This is a genomic window from Sphingopyxis sp. OPL5 (assembly GCF_003797775.2).
In the GTDB taxonomy this organism is placed as follows: Bacteria; Pseudomonadota; Alphaproteobacteria; order Sphingomonadales; family Sphingomonadaceae; genus Sphingopyxis.
This window is the reverse complement of sequence record NZ_CP060725.1, coordinates 702,207-722,267: the sequence shown is the minus strand read 5'-3', so window position 1 is coordinate 722,267 and position 20,061 is coordinate 702,207. Positions and strand designations below refer to the sequence as shown.

General features: G+C 65.8%; 21 protein-coding genes, 2 tRNA genes and 1 pseudogene. 17 read left to right on the top strand and 7 right to left on the bottom strand.

Annotated features, from left to right (window positions below; translation table 11 throughout):
• Positions 1 to 121 precede the first annotated feature (121 nt).
• Positions 122 to 436 (top strand): EF-hand domain-containing protein, encoded by a 315-nt coding sequence (locus EEB18_RS03515; protein ID WP_187139444.1) that lies wholly within the window; start codon positions 122 to 124, stop codon positions 434 to 436.
• 45 nt (positions 437 to 481) lie between these two features.
• Here the strand turns inward: EEB18_RS03515 and EEB18_RS03510 are convergent, their stop codons facing one another.
• Together EEB18_RS03510 and EEB18_RS03505 are read right to left on the bottom strand one after the other, a co-directional pair.
• Complete coding sequence (locus tag EEB18_RS03510) at positions 482 to 1,189, bottom strand: hypothetical protein (protein ID WP_187139445.1); 708 nt, start codon at positions 1,187 to 1,189, stop codon at positions 482 to 484.
• Positions 1,190 to 1,389: 200 nt separating this feature from the next.
• Positions 1,390 to 1,466 (bottom strand) — tRNA-Pro (locus tag EEB18_RS03505).
• Positions 1,467 to 1,722: 256 nt separating this feature from the next.
• On the opposite strand from EEB18_RS03505, the gene yajC reads away from it, so the two are divergent.
• Genes yajC through secF form a run of 3 tightly spaced genes read left to right on the top strand, consistent with a single transcriptional unit; the run spans position 1,723 to position 4,710 of the window.
• Positions 1,723 to 2,052 carry a preprotein translocase subunit YajC gene (gene yajC / locus EEB18_RS03500; protein WP_056349694.1) on the top strand — a complete coding sequence of 110 codons (330 nt, stop codon included), beginning with the start codon at positions 1,723 to 1,725 and terminating at the stop codon, positions 2,050 to 2,052.
• A gap of 53 nt (positions 2,053 to 2,105) precedes the next feature.
• Entirely contained in the window at positions 2,106 to 3,716 is a 1,611-nt protein-coding gene (gene secD / locus EEB18_RS03495; protein ID WP_187139446.1) for a protein translocase subunit SecD, read from the top strand.
• Between the two features lie 13 nt (positions 3,717 to 3,729).
• Positions 3,730 to 4,710, top strand: coding sequence for a protein translocase subunit SecF (secF, locus tag EEB18_RS03490; protein ID WP_187139447.1), 981 nt, complete (start codon positions 3,730 to 3,732; stop codon positions 4,708 to 4,710).
• 45 nt (positions 4,711 to 4,755) lie between these two features.
• Here secF and EEB18_RS03485 read toward each other — a convergent pair whose 3' ends face one another.
• Both EEB18_RS03485 and EEB18_RS03480 read right to left on the bottom strand, forming a co-directional pair.
• A complete protein-coding gene (locus tag EEB18_RS03485) occupies positions 4,756 to 5,922 on the bottom strand; it encodes a glycosyltransferase (protein WP_187139448.1) in 1,167 nt (388 codons plus the stop codon).
• 31 nt (positions 5,923 to 5,953) lie between these two features.
• The gene (locus tag EEB18_RS03480) at positions 5,954 to 6,514 is read right to left on the bottom strand and encodes a helix-turn-helix domain-containing protein (RefSeq protein ID WP_056349701.1); all 561 of its coding nucleotides are present in this window, start codon (positions 6,512 to 6,514) and stop codon (positions 5,954 to 5,956) included.
• A 99-nt stretch (positions 6,515 to 6,613) separates the two neighbouring features.
• On the opposite strand from EEB18_RS03480, the gene EEB18_RS03475 reads away from it, so the two are divergent.
• Complete coding sequence (locus tag EEB18_RS03475) at positions 6,614 to 7,096, top strand: DUF6456 domain-containing protein (protein ID WP_056349703.1); 483 nt, start codon at positions 6,614 to 6,616, stop codon at positions 7,094 to 7,096.
• Between the two features lie 2 nt (positions 7,097 to 7,098).
• Here EEB18_RS03475 and EEB18_RS03470 read toward each other — a convergent pair whose 3' ends face one another.
• Complete coding sequence (locus EEB18_RS03470) at positions 7,099 to 7,599, bottom strand: DUF2569 family protein (protein ID WP_187139449.1); 501 nt, start codon at positions 7,597 to 7,599, stop codon at positions 7,099 to 7,101.
• Positions 7,600 to 7,663: 64 nt separating this feature from the next.
• A complete protein-coding gene (locus tag EEB18_RS03465; RefSeq protein WP_187139450.1) occupies positions 7,664 to 9,445 on the bottom strand; it encodes an ABC-F family ATP-binding cassette domain-containing protein in 1,782 nt (593 codons plus the stop codon).
• 135 nt (positions 9,446 to 9,580) lie between these two features.
• On the opposite strand from EEB18_RS03465, the gene EEB18_RS03460 reads away from it, so the two are divergent.
• Positions 9,581 to 10,321 carry an SIMPL domain-containing protein gene (locus EEB18_RS03460; protein WP_235535708.1) on the top strand — a complete coding sequence of 247 codons (741 nt, stop codon included), beginning with the start codon at positions 9,581 to 9,583 and terminating at the stop codon, positions 10,319 to 10,321.
• Between the two features lie 170 nt (positions 10,322 to 10,491).
• Here EEB18_RS03460 and EEB18_RS03455 read toward each other — a convergent pair whose 3' ends face one another.
• On the bottom strand, positions 10,492 to 11,169 hold the full coding sequence (locus EEB18_RS03455; RefSeq protein WP_262408100.1) for a prolyl hydroxylase family protein: 678 nt from the start codon (positions 11,167 to 11,169) through the stop codon (positions 10,492 to 10,494).
• 112 nt (positions 11,170 to 11,281) lie between these two features.
• Between EEB18_RS03455 and EEB18_RS03450 the strand changes: the two genes are divergently transcribed.
• The 11 genes and pseudogenes from EEB18_RS03450 to EEB18_RS03405 all read left to right on the top strand — a co-directional run bounded on the left by EEB18_RS03450 (position 11,282) and on the right by EEB18_RS03405 (position 20,050).
• Positions 11,282 to 11,358: transfer RNA gene (locus EEB18_RS03450), tRNA-His, on the top strand.
• Positions 11,359 to 11,456: 98 nt separating this feature from the next.
• Positions 11,457 to 12,503 (top strand): annotated as a pseudogene (locus EEB18_RS03445) (Glu/Leu/Phe/Val dehydrogenase); the annotation flags it as partial.
• A gap of 54 nt (positions 12,504 to 12,557) precedes the next feature.
• Complete coding sequence (locus EEB18_RS22525) at positions 12,558 to 12,911, top strand: YbaN family protein (protein WP_187139452.1); 354 nt, start codon at positions 12,558 to 12,560, stop codon at positions 12,909 to 12,911.
• A 157-nt stretch (positions 12,912 to 13,068) separates the two neighbouring features.
• The gene (gene ccmC, locus EEB18_RS03440) at positions 13,069 to 13,803 is read left to right on the top strand and encodes a heme ABC transporter permease CcmC (protein WP_187139453.1); all 735 of its coding nucleotides are present in this window, start codon (positions 13,069 to 13,071) and stop codon (positions 13,801 to 13,803) included.
• A gap of 3 nt (positions 13,804 to 13,806) precedes the next feature.
• Entirely contained in the window at positions 13,807 to 13,992 is a 186-nt protein-coding gene (locus tag EEB18_RS03435) for a hypothetical protein (protein ID WP_056349715.1), read from the top strand.
• On the top strand, positions 13,989 to 14,429 hold the full coding sequence (gene ccmE / locus EEB18_RS03430) for a cytochrome c maturation protein CcmE (protein ID WP_187139454.1): 441 nt from the start codon (positions 13,989 to 13,991) through the stop codon (positions 14,427 to 14,429). Before EEB18_RS03435 ends, ccmE begins: the two co-directional genes overlap by 4 nt.
• On the top strand, positions 14,426 to 16,390 hold the full coding sequence (locus EEB18_RS03425; protein ID WP_187139455.1) for a heme lyase CcmF/NrfE family subunit: 1,965 nt from the start codon (positions 14,426 to 14,428) through the stop codon (positions 16,388 to 16,390). The genes ccmE and EEB18_RS03425 overlap by 4 nt, the downstream gene beginning before the upstream one ends.
• The gene (locus EEB18_RS03420; protein WP_187139456.1) at positions 16,387 to 16,917 is read left to right on the top strand and encodes a DsbE family thiol:disulfide interchange protein; all 531 of its coding nucleotides are present in this window, start codon (positions 16,387 to 16,389) and stop codon (positions 16,915 to 16,917) included. Before EEB18_RS03425 ends, EEB18_RS03420 begins: the two co-directional genes overlap by 4 nt.
• Positions 16,914 to 17,345: a cytochrome c-type biogenesis protein gene (locus EEB18_RS03415; protein ID WP_187139457.1), complete on the top strand. Its 432-nt coding sequence runs from the start codon at positions 16,914 to 16,916 to the stop codon at positions 17,343 to 17,345. Before EEB18_RS03420 ends, EEB18_RS03415 begins: the two co-directional genes overlap by 4 nt.
• On the top strand, positions 17,342 to 18,028 hold the full coding sequence (locus EEB18_RS03410; protein ID WP_056349723.1) for a tetratricopeptide repeat protein: 687 nt from the start codon (positions 17,342 to 17,344) through the stop codon (positions 18,026 to 18,028). Before EEB18_RS03415 ends, EEB18_RS03410 begins: the two co-directional genes overlap by 4 nt.
• Before the next feature lie 60 nt (positions 18,029 to 18,088).
• Positions 18,089 to 20,050, top strand: a complete 1,962-nt coding sequence (locus EEB18_RS03405) for a potassium transporter Kup (RefSeq protein WP_082545115.1) — start codon at positions 18,089 to 18,091, stop codon at positions 20,048 to 20,050.
• The last annotated feature ends 11 nt before the right edge of the window (positions 20,051 to 20,061 follow it).

The following is a 20,061-nucleotide window of genomic DNA, read 5'->3' as shown; positions in this document are numbered from 1 at the left end:
GAAGCGCCGTGCAATCGCGGCGGCCCGCGTCCTCTCGATATGGTTTTGCGGTCGTTCGGCCTGCATAGCGGCGCCGGGGCTCTCCGGCGGAAACGCCGCTACCTATCCGAGAGGAAATGACGTGAAGACATTGCTTATGATCGCCGCACCGCTGGCGCTGGCCATCCCGGCCGCCCATGCGGCGGAACCGGCCGCCAATGGCGACGCCCTGTTCGCCAGGATGGATGCCAATGGCGACGGCAAGATCGACAAGGCCGAACTGACGAAAGCGGCCGAAGCGCAGGCCGCGAAGAAGGGCGACGCCGCGCCGGTCGACACCGCGAAGATCGACGAGATGATCAAGCGGATCGACACCAACGGCGATGGCGCCGTCGACAAGGCCGAGATGGACGCGATGCGCAACGCGCATGCCGCCGGCGGCGACGCGAAGCACTGACGACGGAAAGGCGGCGCCGGCCCTGAGGGTACGGCGCCGCTCATCCTATTCGCGCGGCTTTCCTTTGGGATGGTCCGCGAGTTCGTTCAATATCGTCACCAGTTCGTCGTGCGGTCGCGAGCCGGGCGCGCTCATCTCGGCGACCGAATTGGCCTCGGTCAAGCGGTTGAGCCGGGCGAGCAACCGGACGCGTCGGCGCCGGGTCAGCTTGGTCTCTGTCGTATTCCAGCGAAAGAATATCCGGCGCAGTTCGCCATGCCCGAACAGATTGTCGAGTTCGTGGATCGTGACATAAAGCAGGAAGAGCAGCATCAGCCAGACCTGGATGAACAGGAAACGGCTCCAGCTGAAATGATCGACGAGATAGGGCAGGAAGCCGCCGGGGGTCCCGTGCTCGATCACATAATGGACCAGCGCTTCGGCCAGGCGAACGACGAAGACGCACAGCCAGTAGATTGCGCTTTTGAAAAGGATCGGCTGGATCAGCGGCGCGCCGTCGAAGCGCGCCATGAAACGGATGCTGTCGGTGACCAGCACCGCCTTGCCCACAAGCAGAGCGGCGATGGTCGCTGTGGCAAATCCCTTCACGTCGATGCCATGTTCGGCGAGCGCGAGCCGCGTGGTTCCTAAGATCAGGTTGAAGCCGACGAAGAAGAACAGCGTCGGCGGCGCCATGTGCCGGACGAGCTTCAACCAGCCGGCGAACGCGCGTACGATCAGCGGTCGCCGTGCGGCGCTTGATGGCCCCGTCACAGGCTCGCTCCGAGACCCGCTTCCCGGATCATGGAATGGAGATATCCCATCGTGTGCCCCTGCTGGCTCGCCCGCCAACAAAGCGGTGCTGTTTCGAACTGGACCAAACCAGCTTGCCATCGACACGAGCCGATGCGCAAGGGTTTCGCGGCAATCAAGCCATCATTTCCGGAAAGTCCCGCCTTGGTTGCGGTTTGAATTGGTCGGGACGAGAGGATTCGAACCTCCGACCCCCACACCCCCAGTGTGATGCGCTACCAGGCTGCGCTACGTCCCGACCGGCCCGATTGGGCAGGCGAGGCCCCTAGCGCGGCTTGGTCGGCGATGCAAGCGGAGAGGCGAGGGCAATGCAATATCGTCGCGACGCGCCTTGAACTCGCTTGGCGGCGCCCCATTTCCGCCCTGCTTGCCGCGGGGGACGGCTTGCGGCGCCGGTTGCACGCCGCGCCCCCGCGTGATAGGCGCCGCGCCATTATCTTGCGCGCCTGTCCCGGGTGGGGATGGCGCCGCATCGAACGGAAAGTTTTTCATTCATGTCGACGACATTGCTTCTGTCCCAGGCGGCCGGAACCGGGGGAGCGGCCTTCCCCTTCGCACAGCTTATCCCGATGGTCCTGATCTTCGTCGTGTTCTGGTTCTTCCTGATCCGCCCGCAGCAGGTGCGGATGAAGGATCATCGTGCGAAGATCGCGGCGGTGAAGCCGCGCGACCAGGTGGTGACCGGCGGCGGCATCGTCGGCAAGGTGACGCGCGTGGACGATGACTTCGCCGACGTGGAAATCGCGCAAGGGGTGAAGATCAAGGTCGTCAAGGCGACCTTGTCCGACGTCCTGCAGCCCGGCGGCAAACCCGCCAACGATTGATCCGGCGGGTTGCGCGCCGCGCGACCCCGCACCCAAGTTATCGGACCAAAAACATGCTCGATTTCCCGCGCTGGAAGACCGTTGGCATCAGCATCATCCTGCTGCTCGGCATCCTGTTCTCTATCCCCAGCTTTCTGCCGCAAAAGACCGTCGATCAATTGCCCGGCTTTGCGCAGATCAAGGTCAATCTGGGCCTCGACCTTGCCGGCGGTAGCCACCTGTTGCTCGAAGCCGACCTTGCCGACCTCAACAAAACGCAGCTCGCCAACATGGAAAAGACGGTGCGCGCGGCGATGCGCGGCGAGCGCGGCCCCGACGATGATATCGCGATCGGCGATTTCAAGGCGTCGGGGAGTACGATCAGCTTCCTGGTCCGCGACCAGAAGCAGCTCGACGACGCGCGTGACCGGCTGTTTAAGGAGACGCAGGGGGCGGGCATGACCGGCCAGCGTGACTGGTCGATCGAGATTATCGACAATACCCGGATCGTCATGACGCTGACGTCGGCGGGCCGCAGCCAGGCGGTCGCCCGTGCGATGGAATCGGCGCGCGATATCGTCGACAAGCGCGTCAACGAGCTGGGGACGCGCGAACCGACGATCATTCGCGAAGGCGACGACCGCATCGTGGTGCAGGTCCCCGGCCTGCAGGATCCGAAGGCGCTCAAGGATCTGCTCGGGCAGACCGCGCGGCTTGAGTTCCGCATGGTCGATCCGAATGGCGGTGTCGGTCCCAATGGCGCGGCCAATGTCCCGGTCGGCAGCGAGCTCGTTCCCTATGCGCCCGGCGAGGGCGGCGGTGCCCCGGGTGAGGTGCTGCGTCGCCAGGTGATGATCAGCGGCGACCAGTTGATCAGCGCCAAGCAGGATTTCAACCAGCAGCAGATGCCGGCGGTGTCGCTGCGCTTCGATTCGGCGGGGTCCAATACCTTCGCGCGCGTCACCGGCCAGAATGTCGGCAAGCGCTTTGCGATGGTACTCGACGGCAAGGTGCTGTCGGCACCGTCGATCAACGAACCGATTCTGGGTGGCAGCGCGCAGATTTCAGGCAATTTCACTGTACAGTCGGCGAACCAGCTCGCGATCGCGCTGAGTTCGGGTTCGCTGCCGGTCAAGCTCGACGTCGTCGAGGAACGCACGGTCACGCCCGAACTGGGCGCCGATTCGATCCGCAAGGGCGCGATCGCCGGGATCATCGCGACCGTTTCGGTGCTGGTGCTGATGCTCGTCGTCTATGGCCGTTTCGGCGTTTATGCGAACATCGCGCTCGCGTTCAACGTGTTCCTGATCATCGCCATCATGGCCGCGTTCAATGCGACGCTGACCTTGCCCGGCATCGCCGGTTTTGTGTTGACGATCGGCGCCGCGGTCGATGCCAACGTTTTGATCAACGAGCGAATACGCGAGGAGTTGAAACGCGGGCGGCGCACTTTCCAGGCGGTCGAGCTGGGTTACACCGAGGCGAGCCGCGCGATTTTCGACGCCAACGTCACCAACGTCATCGCCGCGGCGCTGATGTTCTGGTTCGGCACCGGTCCGATCAAGGGCTTCGCGGTCGTGCTGACGATCGGCATCGTCACCAGCGTCTTCACCGCCGTCACCGTCACCCGCATGTTCGTCGCCCATTGGCTGCGGTCGGCGCGTCCGACGTCGATCAACATTTAAGGGAGCGAAAACGATGCGCTTGCTCAAACTCGTCCCCGACGACACCAACATCGACTTCCTGCAATGGCGGAAAGTCGCTTCCTTCATGAGCTTTTTCCTGGTGGTCGTGTCGATCGCGCTGGTCGCGGTCAAGGGCCTGAACCTCGGGGTCGACTTTGTCGGCGGCCAGTCGGTCCGCGTCGAATTCAAGCAGGAAATGCCGCCGATCGACGAAATTCGCGAGAAGGTCGCGACGATCGGCCTTGGCGAGCCGACGATCCAGCAATTCGGGTCGGACAAGGCGATATCGATCCGCACCGCGCTGCCCGAGGGCGACAAGGCGACGGCCGACCGCGCGGGCGAACAGCTTGTCGCGGGAATCGCGAAGGCCTTTCCCACCGCCAAGACGGGTGCGGTCGAAACCGTGTCGGGCAAGGTGTCGGGCGAATTGCTGCGCACGGGTGCGATCAGCCTCGCGCTCGCGATCCTGGGCATCTCGATCTACATCTGGATCCGCTTCGAATGGCAGTTCGGGGTCGGCGCGCTCGGCCGCCTGTTCCACGAGGTGTCGCTGACCTTCGGACTGTTTGCGGTGACGCAGATGCAGTTCGACCTGAACAGCGTCGCGGCGCTGCTGACCATCGTCGGCTATTCGCTCAACGACACCATCGTCGTTTATGACCGTATCCGCGAAAATTTGAAGAAGTACCGGAAGATGGAGATCATTCCGCTTCTGAACCTCAGCATCAACGAAACGCTGTCGCGCACGGTGATGACCACGTTGGCGATGGTGCTGGCGCTCGGCATGTTGCTGATCTTCGGTCCCGACGTGATCTTCGGCTTCACCGCGGCGATGCTGTTCGGCGTATTCATCGGCGGCTATTCGTCGGTCCTGATGTCGACCCCGGTGCTGGTGTGGCTGAAGGTCGGTCCCGACAGCTTCATTCCGCGCACCACGTCGGGCATTGGCGGCGGCGAGCGTATCGAGCGCAAGGACGACGGCGCGGTCGTCTGAGTGTCGCTCGTCCCGAGGGAACCAGAGGGGGGCTTTGGCCCCCCCCTATTTTTGCGCGCAGCGGCGCAGGTGGTCGGCGAGTTCGCGGCCGTTGCGGTCCCAGTCGAAGCGGCCTGCAAGCGTCGCGGCGACGTTCTGCGGAGTCGGCGGGGCAGCGAGGATCGCTTTTACGGCTTCCGCGATGGCCGCAGGCGTGCGCGCGACGATGCGACCCGCGACCGGCGAGGTGACGAGTTCGGCGGCGCCGCCGGCGTCGCTGATGACGATCGGCGTGCCGCAGGCGAGCGCCTCGACCCATGCGTTGGCGAGGCCCTCGCTGGCCGAGGGCATGACCACGATGTCGGCGGCGCGGTAGAGCGACGGCAGATCGGCATTGGCAATGGGTCCCAAGAAATGGACATAGTCGGCGACGCCGAGTCGCTGAGCGAGCGCGCGATAGCGGGCCTGTTCCTCGCCCGCGCCGGCGAGCCAGTAATGGGCGCCGGGCAGCATGGGCAGGGCGTCGATTACCAGCGCTTGCCCCTTGCGCGGGATCAGCGCGCCGACGGTGAGGATGACGGGGGCGTCGTCCATGCCGAACGCGGCGCGCGCGGTGGCACGGTCGCCGGGAGCGAAGCGGGCGGTGTCGATGCCGGTATAGTGGACGGCGATCTTGGCGGGATCGATTCCGATCGCGGCCATGTTGCGGCGCATGGCTTCTGAAACGGCGAGCAGGCCGGCCGCCTTGCCGGCGGCGTCGATCAGTTGCGGTGCGGTCGCCGGGTCATGGCCGAAATGGCTGATATCGGCACCGCGCGCCTTCACCGAAAAGGGCAGGCCGAGCGCGTCGGCGACCCGCATCGCGGCGGGGCCGTCGGGGTAGAAAAATTGGGCGTCGACGACGTCGAAGCTGCGGTCGCGGGTGGCGCGAAGCACCGCACGCGCGATCTTCGCCGGGTTGAAGCGTGAGCCGACTTTCGGGAGCAGCGTGAAGCGCGGGCGGTGGACGGTGAGGCCGTTCCAATCCTCGTGAAGCGGCAGGTCGCGCAGCGCGCGGTAGCGGGGGTGCAGCGACAGCGGGAAGGGCGGCAGGCCAACGGGTTCGACGATGGTGAGATCGATGCCGGGCTGCGCGGCGAGCGCGCGCAGGCTCTTTTCGACGAACAGCCCGAAGTTGGGGCGCGCGGCATCGGGGAAAAGCGTCGCGATCGACAGGATGCGGAGGGGAGTCACCCCGTCATTCCCACCATGACGCGTGTTTCGATCACAGGCTGCGGATCAGCCGGACCGCGACCGCCGCCCATGGCGGGTTGCTGACAACCTGCTGGCGCTGGCCGATGCCGAGCGGGAGCAGGTGGAGCTTTTCGCCGTCGACGTTGAGCAGGCGGGCGAAGAAGAAGCGGCCGGCGGGGCGCGGGACGAGCAGGTCGCGGTTGAGCGCGCCAGCCCAGTCGCCCTCGATCTTGCGGCACCAGATTTCGTCGCCGGCGCGATAGTCGCCGATCGACGCAGACACGCGCACCGCGACCATATCCTCGCCCGGACGTGCGGTGAGTGCCTGTTCGACGCGCGTCGGGGCGATCGCGCCGTCGGGACCGAGCAGCGCGGTGACCGTGAGCTGGGTGTCCTGCGGCAGTTGCACAAGCTCCGCCGCTTCGACCCCGAGCGCCTTGGCGATGCGGTTCATCCAGCCGAGCGACAGGGTGCGGGTGCCGGTTTCGAGGCGGCCGATCGTCTGCGCCGTGGTCGGCGGGTTGCAGCGCTGCCCGACCTCTTCGAGTGTCAGACCCTTGGCGCGGCGGACGGCGCGGATGCTGTTGATCATGGCGACCTCATTGTTGAAATTTGTTGATAACCAAATCGGTTTCTTCTTTCCTAAAAAACATTCCATTGTCAAGCCGGGGTTTCGATGAAGGAGACTCGCATGCCTGCACGCCGCCTTGAAACCCGAATCCATCCCGACGACCGGCTCGATCCGGGCAAGGCCGGGCCACAAGTGATGCGGCATGTGACGGTCAATTTGGGCGAGAGTCCGATCGCATGGCTCGCGGCGCGCGGGCATCTCACGGCCGCGCAGCTTGATGCAGGCGAGCGGCTGCGCGGCGATTATGAGCGCGCGGGACTGTCGGCGCGGGTGACGATGCGCTGGGACGCCGCCGCGCCGGCAAAGACACGCGGCGGCGCGCGCGTGGCGGACGCATCATTGGCGCGGATCGACGCGCACCGGCGCTTCCATGCCGCGCTCGACGCGGTGGGGCCGGGGCTGGCCGACATTTGCTGGCGGGTGATCTGCGCGGGCGAGGGGATCGGTTGCGCCGAAAAGGGGCTGGGCTGGCCGGCGCGGTCGGGGAAATTGGTGCTGGGGCTAGCGCTCGACCGGCTGGCGCGGTTTTACGGGACGGGGTGAGGTCAGCCGAAGATTTTTCTCGCTTCGGTTTCGTCCTCAACGAACGTGTTCTCGACGCGTTTAGACTTGGTGAGGTAGAGCGACCAGATGGTTGCAAAGACGGCGGCCTGGAAAATTCCGACGAAATAGGTCGCATCGAGTCCCGCGGCCATCAGGTCGGGCCATAGCGTCCACGCAACGATCAGATCAAGAATCAGGGGGCCGAAGGCGAGCACCCACAACCCCCGAACCACCAGACGAACCGATGCCCGGGTGTGCACGCGCGCGAGTCTGTAAGCCAGGAACCACGCAAGCGCGATTGTTGCAGATGCCAGCACCCAACTGAAAAGTGAATAGGTCTGCCAGCTTGAGCCGAGTTGCGCCTCCGTCTGCGCATCAAGCTCTAGCATCTTTGCGGTTTCGAGAAGGATACGGATCGGCGAGATAACCGACAGGATGATGATGAAGGTCAGAAGCCATCCGCCGACGCCCTTCAACTCCGGCTGATCCGAATAGTCGGTCACAATATAGTCCCCCCGTGTTCCTGCACGGCCCTTGTGTGAGAAGGCGCGTTTCGGAGCAAGGGTATTAGCCGAGCGCTTCGACCGCCTCCGCGAGTTCGAGCCAGCGATCCTCCGCTGCAGCCTTTTCGTCGCGCAGCGTTTCGAGCTTTTCGGTGAGCGCCGTGAAGCGCTTGTGATCGCGGGTGAACAGGCTGCCGTCGGACAGGTCGCTTTCGATCGTGGCCATTTCCGTTTCGATTTCCTCGATGCGGGCAGGCAGCAGGTCGTAGTCGCGCTGGTCCTTGTAGCTGAGTTTTTTGCGCGCCTGCGGCGGCGGCGCCGCCGCCGCGCCGGTGGATGCGGACTTCGCCTTTACCGCGTTCGGCTTGACCCGCTTGGCTTCCCAGTCGGCATAGCCGCCGGCGACGATGTCGACCTTGCCCGTTCCGTCGAGGCCGAGGGTGACGGTGACGGTGCGGTCGAGGAAATCGCGATCGTGGCTGACGAGCAGCACGGTGCCGGCATAGTCGGCGATGACTTCCTGCAACAGGTCGAGCGTTTCGAGGTCGAGGTCGTTGGTCGGCTCGTCGAGCACGAGCAGGTTCGATTCGCGGGCGAATTCGCGCGCGAGCAAGAGCCGCGAGCGTTCGCCGCCCGACAGCGCGCCGACGCTCGCCTCGACGACGCCGGGGTCGAAGAGGAATTCCTTGAGATAACCCTGAATGTGCTTCTTGACCCCGCGCACCTCGACCCAGTCGCCGCCGTCGGCGAGGATATCGCGGACGCGCTTTTCGGGCGACATCAGGCTGCGCTGCTGGTCGATGACGATGCCGTCGAGGGTCGGGGCGAGGGTGATCTTGCCGCTGTCGGGCGCGATTTCGCCGGTGAGCAGTTTGAGCAAGGTCGACTTGCCCGCGCCATTGGCGCCGACGATGCCGATGCGGTCGCCGCGCTGGACGCGGAAATCGAAATTTTTGATGATCGGGCGGTCGCCGAAGCTTTTGCTGACATTTTCGGCGACGATCACCGATTTGGAGCGGACATCATCGTTGGCGAGGCCGAGCCTGGCGACGCCGGGACCGCCGATCATCGCGGCGCGGGTGGCGCGCATTTCCTTGAGCTTCTCAAGCCGGCCCTGGTTGCGCTTGCGGCGCGCAGTGACGCCGCGTTCGAGCCAATGCGCTTCGAGGCGCAGTTTGGAATCGAGGCGCTGTGCGGCACGCGCTTCTTCGGCGGCGACCGAATCGCTCCATTCCTCGAAACCGCCGAAGCCGATTTCCTTGCGCCGGATGCTGCCGCGGTCGAGCCACAGGGTCTGGCGCGTCAGGCGGGTGAGGAAGGTGCGGTCGTGGCTGATCGCGACGAAGGCGCCGGTGTAACGCGCGAGCCAGGATTCGAGCCAGTCGATCGCGGCGAGGTCGAGATGGTTGGTCGGCTCGTCGAGCAACAGCACGTCGGGGTTCTGCGCGAGCGCGCGGGCCAGTGCGGCACGGCGGCGTTCGCCGCCTGAGGCGCTGGCGGCGGTGCGGCTCATGTCGATGCCGAGCTGATCGGCGATCGCGGCGACTTCAAACTCCTCGGGCGCGTTGGGCGCGGCGACGGCGAAATCCATGAGGGTATCGAAAGGTCGGAAATCGGGTTCCTGTTCGAGCATCACGACATGGGTGCCGGGCACGATCACGCGCTTGCCTTTGTCGGCGTCGATCTGTCCGGCGAGCAATTTGAGCAGGGTCGTCTTGCCCGCGCCGTTGCGGCCGATCAGCGCGAGGCGGTCGCGCTCGCCGACATAGATGTCGAGATTCTGAAACAGCCAGCCGCTGCCCTGCACAAGGCCGAGGCCTTCATATGATAAAATCGGGGCTGCCATGATGAACGGCTCGCTACTGAGGTGTTCAGCATCATGCAAGCGCCGTGGAGGCAAAGGCCGGAACGGGTCGCCTCCGTCTGCGTTCGGGGGGCACGACCCGGAACTGGCCGGGGGTTCGGCCGACAGGAGAAGAACATGACGAAGCATATGCTCACCGCTATGGCCAGTGGACTGGCGCTGATGGCGGCAACGCCCGCGCTTGCACAGCAAGGGGGAACGACGGTGACGACAGCGACGACGCAGGGCCCGATCCTGACCTTCAGCGTCAGCGAGGAAGTGCGCTCGCGCCCCGACCAGGCGACCGTCGGCGCCGGGGTGACGACGACCGCGCCGACCGCGGTCGAGGCGATGCGCCAGAATGCCGCCGCGATGGACAAGCTGATCGCCGCAGCGAAAGCGCGCGGGATCAAGGCCGAGGATATCCAGACGAGCGGCATCAACCTGTCGCCGCAATATGACTATAACAATCAGGTGGCGGGCCAGCCGCCGCGCTTCATCGGCTATCAGGTGTCGAACACGGTGCGCGCGACCACGCCGAAGATCGACGACATCGGCCCGCTGCTCGACGCGCTGGTCGCCGCGGGCGGGACGAACATCGACGGTCCCTATTTTTCCATGAAGGACCCCGATGCGCAGCTCGTCGGCGTGCGCGGCACGGCGATTAAGGCGGCCGAGGCGAAGGCGGCAGACTATGCCAAGCTCGCGGGATATCGCGGTGCCGAGCTGGTGTCGATCAGCGAAGGCAGCTTTGGTGGCCCGCAGCCGCCGATGCCGATGGTGCGCCTGCAGGCGATGGACGCCAAGGCGACCCCGGTCGAGCCGGGCCAGGTCGCGAATACGCTGACGCTGAGTTTCCAGTATCGGTTGGTGCGGTGATTCCAACGAGGGGTCGGTGAAAACCGACCCCTATTCCCGTTCGTGTCGAGCGAAGTCGAGACACCCCGAAGGCATGCGCCACGCCGATGGGTGTCTCGACTTCGCTCGACACGAACGGGTTTATAGGCGGGCTTGCGGATTTATGGGTGGGCTCACGGGCTGTGGGTGGCTCAGTCCAGCTCCCCCTCCGCCCACGGCCAGGGCCGTTCGCGGAACCATTTGGTGATGATATATTTGCGTCCCTTGCGCACCTTCATCCCGTGGTGGAGGGTGTCGTCGTTCGTCGTGCCGTCGGGGCGGACATTGTTCCAGGCGAGCAGCTTTCCGGCCTCGGGCTGGTGCATCTTGCCGGTCGCGAGGAAACGCGTCGCGCCGCCCGCGGGGGGGGCGTTGAGGTAGATCATCAGCGTCCAGCTGCGCTGACCGGGGATCGCGCAATATTGCTCCCAATCGGAGCCACGCGGATCGAAAAAGTCGGTGTGCGCCTTGAATTCCTGTCCGACGTCGTAGCGCTGGCCTTGCAGTGGCTCGCCATAGGGCAGGGGAATGCCGGTGAGCACGTGGAGCCTGTCATTCACGGCGCGGACGACAGGGTCACGATGGTCGAGGTCGCAGGTCGCGCTGGTGCGGAAGGCTTCGTCGCCGTTGGGATCGGCGATCGTCGAGGGACGCACGTCGCGATCGATGCGCTCGATCAGCGCGGCGCAGGTATCGGCGTCGAGGAAGCGCGAGAGCATATATTGCTGCAGCTTGGGCGTCGGCGCGCGGCGGATGCCAGGCACGGCGGCGAGGCGATCGGCGGTGCGGTCGGCACCCGATGTTGCCATATCGACGATCCTGTCGGTCATGCCGCGCTTTTAGGGGGCATATGTTTCACGAACAATGCTTGACGAACGGGGCCTCCCGCGCCTATCGCCGCGCGCTGTCGAGGCCGCTTCGCGCGCCCTCTTCGCTTATGTGGCGACCATAGCTCAGTTGGTTAGAGCGCCGGTTTGTGGTACCGGAGGTCGCGGGTTCGAGCCCCGTTGGTCGCCCCATTTTCTCAATCATCGCGCACATGCGGGATTTGGGGTGACTCATCGCCGCTATTGGATTATTACGTCTTAACGTAATTTTCTAACGCGAGGAGTCGCGCATGTCTGCTGTCTGGGATTTCGCCGATTTCGACGATCATGAGCATGTTCACATGTTCCGCGATCGCGCCAGCGGGCTGACCGCGGTCATCGCGGTGCATTCGACCCACCTCGGCCCCGGCGCGGGCGGGGTGCGCTATTGGCATTATCCGCAGCGCAAGGCGGCGATCACCGATGCGCTGCGCCTGTCGCGGGGCATGAGCTACAAGAACGCCATGGCGGGCCTGCCGATGGGCGGCGCAAAGGGCGTGATCCTGGCCGACGAGGGCGCCGAGAAGACGCCCGAGATGCTTGCGGCCTTCGGGCGCGCGGTCGATTCGCTGGGCGGTGCCTATGTCACCGCCGAGGATGTCGGCATGTCGGTCGCCGACATCGTCGCGATTTCGCACCAGACCAAGCATGTCAGCGGACTGCCCGTAGCGAGCGGCGAAGTGGGCGGCGATCCGGGTCCGCAGACCGCGCTGGGCGTTTATCTGGGGATACTCGCCGCGATCAAGAACGGTCTCGGCACCGACAGCGCCAAGGGCGTGCGCGTCGCGATCCAGGGCGTCGGCAGCGTCGGCGGCGGGGTCGCGCGGCGGCTGGCGGCCGATGGCGCGATCCTGACCCTCGCCGACGTCAATCTGGCGCGCGCCAAGGCGCTGGCGGACGAACTGGGTGCCGATCTGGCCGATTCGGCGGCGATCATGGAGATTGAGGCGGACGTTCTTAGCCCCAATGCGCTCGGCGCGATCCTGACCGAGGAAAGCATCGCCAAGCTCAATGTCCCGATCGTGTCGGGCGGCGCGAACAACCAACTCGCGACCGCCGCCGACGGCCAGCGCATCCACGACCGCGGCATCACCTATGCTCCCGATTATGTGATCAACGCGGGCGGCATCATCAACGTCGCGCTCGAATATCTCGGGCAGGGCAATGCCGAGGAAGTCGAAAGCCGCATCCGCCAGATCCCCGGCCGCTTGGCCGACATCTGGGCCGAGAGCAAGGCGAGCGGCACCCCGGCGTCGGTCGTCGCCGACCGGATGGCGCAGAAGCTGATCGGGCGGGGGCGACGATATTGCCGGGGCTGGCGCGCTCCGCCAATTCCGCTAAGCCCGCCCGTGATGAAGCGGCATTTCTACCTCGTCTGTGGCTGGCTGTCGCTCGCGCTCGGCGCGATCGGGGCGTTCCTGCCGCTGTTGCCGACGGTACCGTTCGTTATCCTCGCGGCTTTTTGTTTCGCCCGCTCGTCGCCGCGGCTCGAGGCATGGCTGGTCAATCATCCGCATTTCGGCCACCATATTCTCGCCTGGCGCGAGAAGGGGGCGATCAGCCGTAAGGGCAAGGTCGCGGCGACGGTCGCCTTCGCTTTCAGCATCCTGCTCGCTTTGCTCTTTTCGCCCTGGCCGTGGATGATGGTGCCGATCGTCGTGGCGGGGGTGACCGGGAGCTGGATCTGGACGCGCCCCGAGGGGTGAGACGAATTTTGACCTCGCTCAATGCGATAGACGGTGCGGGGTGCCGAAGCGCGGCGCTTGACCTTGTTCGCAGGGCGGGCGAGAGAAGCGCCGCCGGGTCGCGCCGGGCAATTCACTGGACCGATATATCGGCCTCACCTAAAGACGACGCGAACCGATGCACGCCTATGCGAATCCGACCCGTTTCCTGGCAATCGCCAAACCGCTGACACCGTGGCTGCTCGGCGTCGGGATGCTGTTGCTGCTCGCGGGCAGCTGGGCGGGGCTCGCCGTGGTGCCGGGCGATTACAAGCAGGGCGAAACCGCGCGGATATTATATGTCCATGTCCCGTCGGCCTGGCTCGGCATGGGCGGCTGGACGAGCCTCGCGATCGCCGGGCTGATCCAGCTCGTCTGGCGCCATCCGCTCTCGGGAATCGCGGCACGCGCGATAGCGGTGCCGGGCATGTTGTTCACGGCGCTTTGCCTCGCCACCGGGTCGATCTGGGGGCGGCCGACATGGGGGACCTGGTGGGAATGGGACGGCCGGATGACGTCGATGCTCGTCCTGCTTTTTCTCTATGCCGGCTTCATCGCGCTGACCAATGGCGACGAGGGACAGAAACAGGGCGGATCGCTGTCGCGTGGCGCCGCCATCTATGCGTTGGTGGGCGCGATCAACATCCCGATCATCAACCGCAGCGTCGTGTGGTGGAACAGCCTGCATCAGGGGCCGAGCATCACGCTGCGCGGATCGAGCATCGACGGCGCGCTGCTGTGGCCGCTGGGTTTGACCGTATCGGGTTTCTCGCTGCTGTTCGGCGCCATCGTGCTGATGCGGATGCGGCGGATCATCGCCGACAACCGCGTCGCCGCGCGATTGCGGCGGCTCGCCGACGATGAGGGGAATTGACGCGTGACCGGGGTGATCAGCGGGGGCGGCCAATGGGCCTTTGTCGCGGCGGCCTATGGGCTGACCGCCGTGCTGACCGGCATCGTGCTGTGGTCCAGCTGGCGCGCGATGGTGAAAGCCGAGAAGCGGAGCGACGCGCTGCGCGCCAATAATCGGCGCGGCGAGACGCCGCGCGGGGACCCGAAATGAAAGCCAAGCATCAAAGACTGATCCTCGCCGTGGTGGCGCTCGCGGGCGTCACGGGCGCGGGCGTGCTCGGCGCGAGCGCGCTCCGCGACGAGGCCGCCTATTTTCGCACGCCGGAGGAGGTCAAGGCCGGCAAGGCGATCATCGGCGAGCCGATGCGGCTCGGCGGCATGGTCGCCAAGGGTAGCATCGAACGGCAGAGCGACGGGGTGACGATCCGCTTCGTCGCGACCGACGGCAAGGCATCGGTGCCGGTGCAGTTCACCGGGATCGTCCCGGACCTGTTCGCCGAGGAGAGCGGCATGGTCGCCGACGGCCGGATGCGTGCCGATGGCACATTTGTGGCCGACAAGATTCTGGCCAAACATGACGAGAAATATATGCCACCGCAGATGGAAGGCATGGACAAGGCTGTGGCCAAGGCGGCGCCGCAGACATGATCGCCGAACTTGGCCTTGCCCTGTTGTGGATCGCGGCGGCGCTCGCGTGTCTCTCGCTCGTCGCGGGTACGCTGTATCTGCGCGGTGGCCAGAAGGACCTGGCGGCGCTGGTGCGGCCCGCGAGCGTCGCGCAGGGCGTGCTGACCGCGGCGGCCTTTGGCCTGCTGATCGCGCTGTTCGTGCGGTCGGACATGTCGGTCGAGCTGGTCGCGCGCAACAGCAACAGTTTGAAACCGATGCTGTTCAAGGTTGCGGGCGCGTGGGGCAATCACGAAGGGTCGATGCTGCTGTGGCTGACGATCCTGGGGATTTCCGGCGCGCTGGTTGCGATTTTCGAGCGGCGATTGCGCGAGGATACGCTGATCGCGACGCTTGCGGCGCAAGCGGCGCTGAGCCTCGGCTTCTTCGCCTTCCTGATCTTTTCGTCCAACCCGTTCAACCGTTTACCGGTCGCACCGCCCGACGGGCAGGGGCTCAACCCGCTGCTCCAGGACCCCGGCCTCGCCTTTCACCCGCCGACGCTTTACGTCGGTTATGTCGGGCTGTCGGTGGCGTTCAGCTTCGCGGTCGGTGCGCTGATTACCCGCGAGATCGGCCCGGCGTTCGCGCGCGCGATGCGGCCGTGGGTACTCGGAAGCTGGATTTTCCTGACGCTGGGCATCACCGCCGGCAGCTATTGGGCCTATTACGAACTCGGCTGGGGCGGCTGGTGGTTCTGGGATCCGGTCGAGAATGTCTCGCTGATCCCCTGGCTCGCGGGGGCTGCGCTGCTGCATTCGGTTGCGGTGACCGCGACGCGCAACGCATTGCGCGCATGGACGGTGATGCTCGCGGTGATCGGCTTTTCGATGTCGATGGTGGGGACCTTCATCGTCCGGTCGGGGCTGCTGACCAGCGTGCACAGTTTCGCGGTCGATCCCGAGCGCGGGACCTTCCTGCTCGCGCTGATGGCGATCTATATTGGCGGCGCGCTGACTTTGTTCGCGCTGCGTGCCGGGACGGTCGCCGAGGGCAAGAAATTCGCGCTGCTGAGCCGCGAGGGATCGCTGGTGATCAACAACCTCCTGCTGACGACGATCCTCGCGCTGGTGCTGCTCGGCACGCTTTATCCGATCGTCGCCGAGGCGATGGGCGAGAAGATTTCGGTCGGGCCGCCCTATTACAACAAGGTCGCGGGGCCGCTGGCGTTGATCCTGTGCCTCGTCATGGTCGCGGGGCCGCTGCTCGCCTGGCGCAAGGACGATGGTAGGAAACTGCGGTCGCGGCTGCCGATGGCGGCGTTCGCCGGGGCGCTGGTGCTGGTTCTGCTGGTGATTTTTGGCGGCAAGGTCGGGATTTTGCCGCTGCTCGGCATGTCCGTTGCGGGCGTCGTCGCAGTTGCCAGCCTCGCACCCTTGTGGGGTCGCAATCTTCGCCGCACGCCGCTGCCGACCTGGGGCATGGTGATCGCGCATTTCGGGGTCGCGGTGACGCTCGCCGGGATGGGCGCCGAGAGCGCCTTCATCAAGGAACGGCTGGTCGCCGCGGCGCCGGGCGAGACGGTGCGGGTCGGCGATTTCGACGTATTATTCAAGGGTGTGCAGCCGGTCGCGGGGCCGAATTATACCGCGATCGAAGGCACGCTCATCGCGACGACGGGCGGCGGGTCGCATGTGCTGAAACCCGAATCGCGGATGTTCCCCGGGCTGATGGGCACCGCGCCGACCGAGACCAACGAAGCCGCACTGCTGACGCGGCCGGGCGGTCAGCTGTATGTCGTGCTCGGCCAGCCGGTGCCGGGCGCCGATGGCGCCGCCGACCGGTACCAGCTGCGGCTATGGTGGAAACCGCTGGTGTGGTGGATATGGCTGGGCGGCGGGCTGATCGCGCTCGGCGCGGCGCTTTCGATGCTTGGCCGCGCGCAATTGTTGGCGCTGTGGCGGGCACGGCGCGCGCGCAAGGATGAGGGCCGTTGGAAATGAAGTCGCGCTGGGTCCTGTTCGTGCCGCTGGCGATCATGGGATTGCTGTTCGGTGCCTTTGTCTATCGGCTGACGGTGCCGGGCGAGAAGCTGATCGAGTCGCAGTGGATCAACAAGCCGATGCCGCTGTTCGACCTGCCGCCCGCGACCGCGGGGGTCGTGGGATTGAAGAGCAGCCAACTTGCCGACGGGCGGCCGCGGCTGGTTAACGTCTTTGCCAGCTGGTGCATCCCGTGCCGCGCCGAAGCACCGCAGCTTGAGGCATTGAAGGCCGCAGGGGTCCCGATCGATGGCATCGCGATCCGCGACCGGCCGCAGGATGTCGCGCAGTTCTTGGCTGACGTGGGCAATCCGTTCGACCGCATCGGATCCGACGTGCAGAGCAGCGTGCAGATCGCGCTGGGATCGTCGGGTGTGCCCGAAACCTTCCTGATCGATGGCAAGGGCATTATTCGCGAACAGATTCAGGGCGTGATCCTCGCCGAACAGGTGCCCGAGATCGTCGCCAAGCTGGAGGCGATGAAGTGAGGCCGCGCCTCGTCCTGCTCGCGCTGCTGACGCTGGTCGCGGCGCCGGTCGCGGCGCAGGACCGGTTGCCGCCGGCGCCCTATGCCTATCAGCAGCTCGCCGATCCGGCGCAGGAGGCGAAGGCCAAGGCGCTGATGGACACGCTGCGCTGCCTCGTTTGCCAAGGCCAGTCGATCGCCGACAGCGACGCGCCGCTGGCGGGCGACATGCGCAACGAGGTGCGCGGCAAGATCGCCGCGGGCGAAAGCCCCGATGCGATCCGCGACTGGCTTATCGCGCGCTATGGCAATTGGGTGAGTTACGATCCCCCGTTCGACATGGCGACCGCCTTCCTGTGGCTCGGGCCGCTGCTGTTCCTTGCGCTTGGCGGCTGGCTCGCCTTCGGGCGCTTCCGGCGCGGCGATGCCGAGGGGGAGGATGCGGCATGATCTGGCTGTGGATATTGCTCGCCGCGGCGCTGACGATCGGTGCGATGCTGTGGCTGGGCAAGCTGCCACCGGCGGCGCGGCCGCTCGCGGGGGCGGCGGTGATGCTGGGGCTTGCGGGCTATGCGCTGCAGGGCAGTCCCGCGCTGCCCGGCAAGCCCGTAGCGGCGGCGGCCGACGACTCCGGTTTCGGTCAGGCGCTGACCGATCCGCGGCAAGGCATGGCCGACCGGTTCGGCCCCGCCGCCCAATGGCTGGGCATGTCCGACGGCTTCGCGCGCACCGGCAGGACCCAGCTTGCGGCGCAGACGCTGGAAAAGGGACTCGAAAAATATCCCGACAATGTCGACCTGTGGGTCGGCCTTGGCAACGCGCTCGTCGCGCATGGCGGCGGGGTGATGTCGCCGGCGTCGGCGCTTGCCTTCGACGAAGCGGCGCGGCGCGACCCAACGCACCCGGCGCCGCCTTTCTTCGCCGGACTCGCGCTGGCGCAGGGCGGCGATCTGAAAGGCGCCGAGGCGGTGTGGGGCGAATTGCTGCGGCGCAGCCCCGCCGATGCGCCGTGGCGCCCCGACCTCGAGATGCGGCTAGGGCAGCTTCGCCAGGCGATGGGGCCGCAGCTGCCACCCGAAACACCGGCTGGGGTGCCGGGCGGCGCGGCCCCCGAGACCACCGGGGCGCCGTGACGCGCGCACGGTCCATTTTCTACCACTGGCCTTTTCCCACGGCTGGGCTAAAGGCGCCCGATGACTGCTGAGTCGCACATGGCGGCAGGCGGCGCCGACGGCGCCGCGCCCGACGCCGCCGAAACCGGCCAACCCGGTCACGGCCATCACGGTGACGGCAAGCTGAAGCTTGCGGTCGGCGCCGTCGGCGTCGTGTTCGGCGACATCGGCACCAGCCCGCTCTACGCGTTCCGCGAGACCTTTGCCGGCCATCATTCGATCGATGCCGACCGATTGCACATCTATGGCGTGCTGAGCCTCGTCTTCTGGTCGATGATGCTCGTCGTCACCTTCAAATATGTGCTGACGATCATGAAGGCCGACAACAAGGGCGAGGGGGGCAGCCTGGCGCTGCTCGCGCTGATCAGCCGGTCGTCGGGCGAGAAGCGCTGGACCTGGCCGATCATCCTGCTCGGGGTGTTCGCGACCGCGCTCTTCTATGGCGACAGCATGATCACGCCCGCCATGTCGGTGCTGTCGGCGACCGAGGGGCTGAGCTATATCAACCAGGGCTTCGATCCCTATATCGTGCCGATCGCGCTCGCGATCCTGATCGGGCTGTTCGCGATCCAGTCGCGCGGGACGGCAAAGGTCGGGATGCTGTTCGGGCCGATCATGCTTTGCTATTTCCTGATGCTCGCGACGCTGGGGGTGATGCATATCGTCGACCATCCGTCGATCATCATCGCGACGCTCAACCCGCTGAATGCGCTGAATTTCTTCTATGTCGACGGCTTTACCGCCTTCATCGCGCTCGGCGCGGTGGTGCTCGCGGTGACCGGGGCGGAGGCGCTCTACGCCGACATGGGGCATTTCGGGCGCGGGCCGATCGGGCTCAGCTGGCTCGCCTTCGTGCTGCCGGCGCTGATGCTCAACTATATGGGGCAGGGCGCGATGGTGCTCGAGGCCGACGTCGGGCAGCGGCTGGGGCTGATCCAGGATCCCTTCTTCCTGATGATGCCCGAGGCGTGGCAGGTGCCGGTGGTGATCCTGGCGCTGCTCGCGACGATCATCGCCAGCCAGGCGGTGATCTCGGGCGCCTTTTCGCTGACTCAGCAGGCGATCCAGCTCGGCTTCATCCCGCGCCTGCGCGTCGAGCATACCAGTGCGTCGGCGGCGGGGCAGATTTATATCCCGGTCGTGAACTGGTTCCTGATGACGATGGTCATCATCCTCGTCCTGTTCTTCGGATCGTCGAGCAACCTCGCCGCCGCCTATGGCATCGCGGTGACGGGGGCGATGTTCATCGACACCTGTTTGCTGAGCGTCGTGCTGTTCACGTTGTGGAAGTGGCCGGCGTGGAAGGCGCTGCCGGTGCTCGCGGTCTTCTTCATCGTCGACATCGCCTATTTCGGCGCGAATTTGATCAAGGTGCCCGACGGTGGTTGGGTGCCGCTGGCGATCGGGCTGATCATCTTCACGATGCTGACCACCTGGTCGCGCGGCCGCAAGCTGATGCAGCAGGAAATGGCCGACGGCGCGATGCCGATCCCGGTGTTCGTCAAGTCGGCGGCGAACAGCGCGACGCGGGTGCCGGGCACCGCGGTGTTCATGACGTCGAGCGCCGACGGGGTGCCGCACGCGCTGCTCCACAATCTCAAGCACAACAAGGTGCTGCACGAGCGGATCATCCTGCTGACGATCAAGATCGCCGACGTGCCCTTCGTCCCCGAGGCGAAATTCTGCACGCTCGACGATCTGGGGCAGGGATTCCACCGGCTGATCCTGCATTACGGGTTCATGCAGCCGGTCGACGTGCCCGCGGCGCTGCACCGCGTCACCGGATGCGGCGGCGATTTCAAGATGCTCGAGACGAGCTTTTTCCTGTCGCGCCAGACGCTGATCGCGGCGAGCACGCCGGGCATGCCGATCTGGCGCGAACGGCTGTTTGCGTGGATGCTGCGCAATTCGGAAAGCGCGATGGAATATTTTCGCCTGCCGACCAACCGCGTCGTCGAACTGGGCAGCCAGGTCGCGATCTGACGCACCTCCGT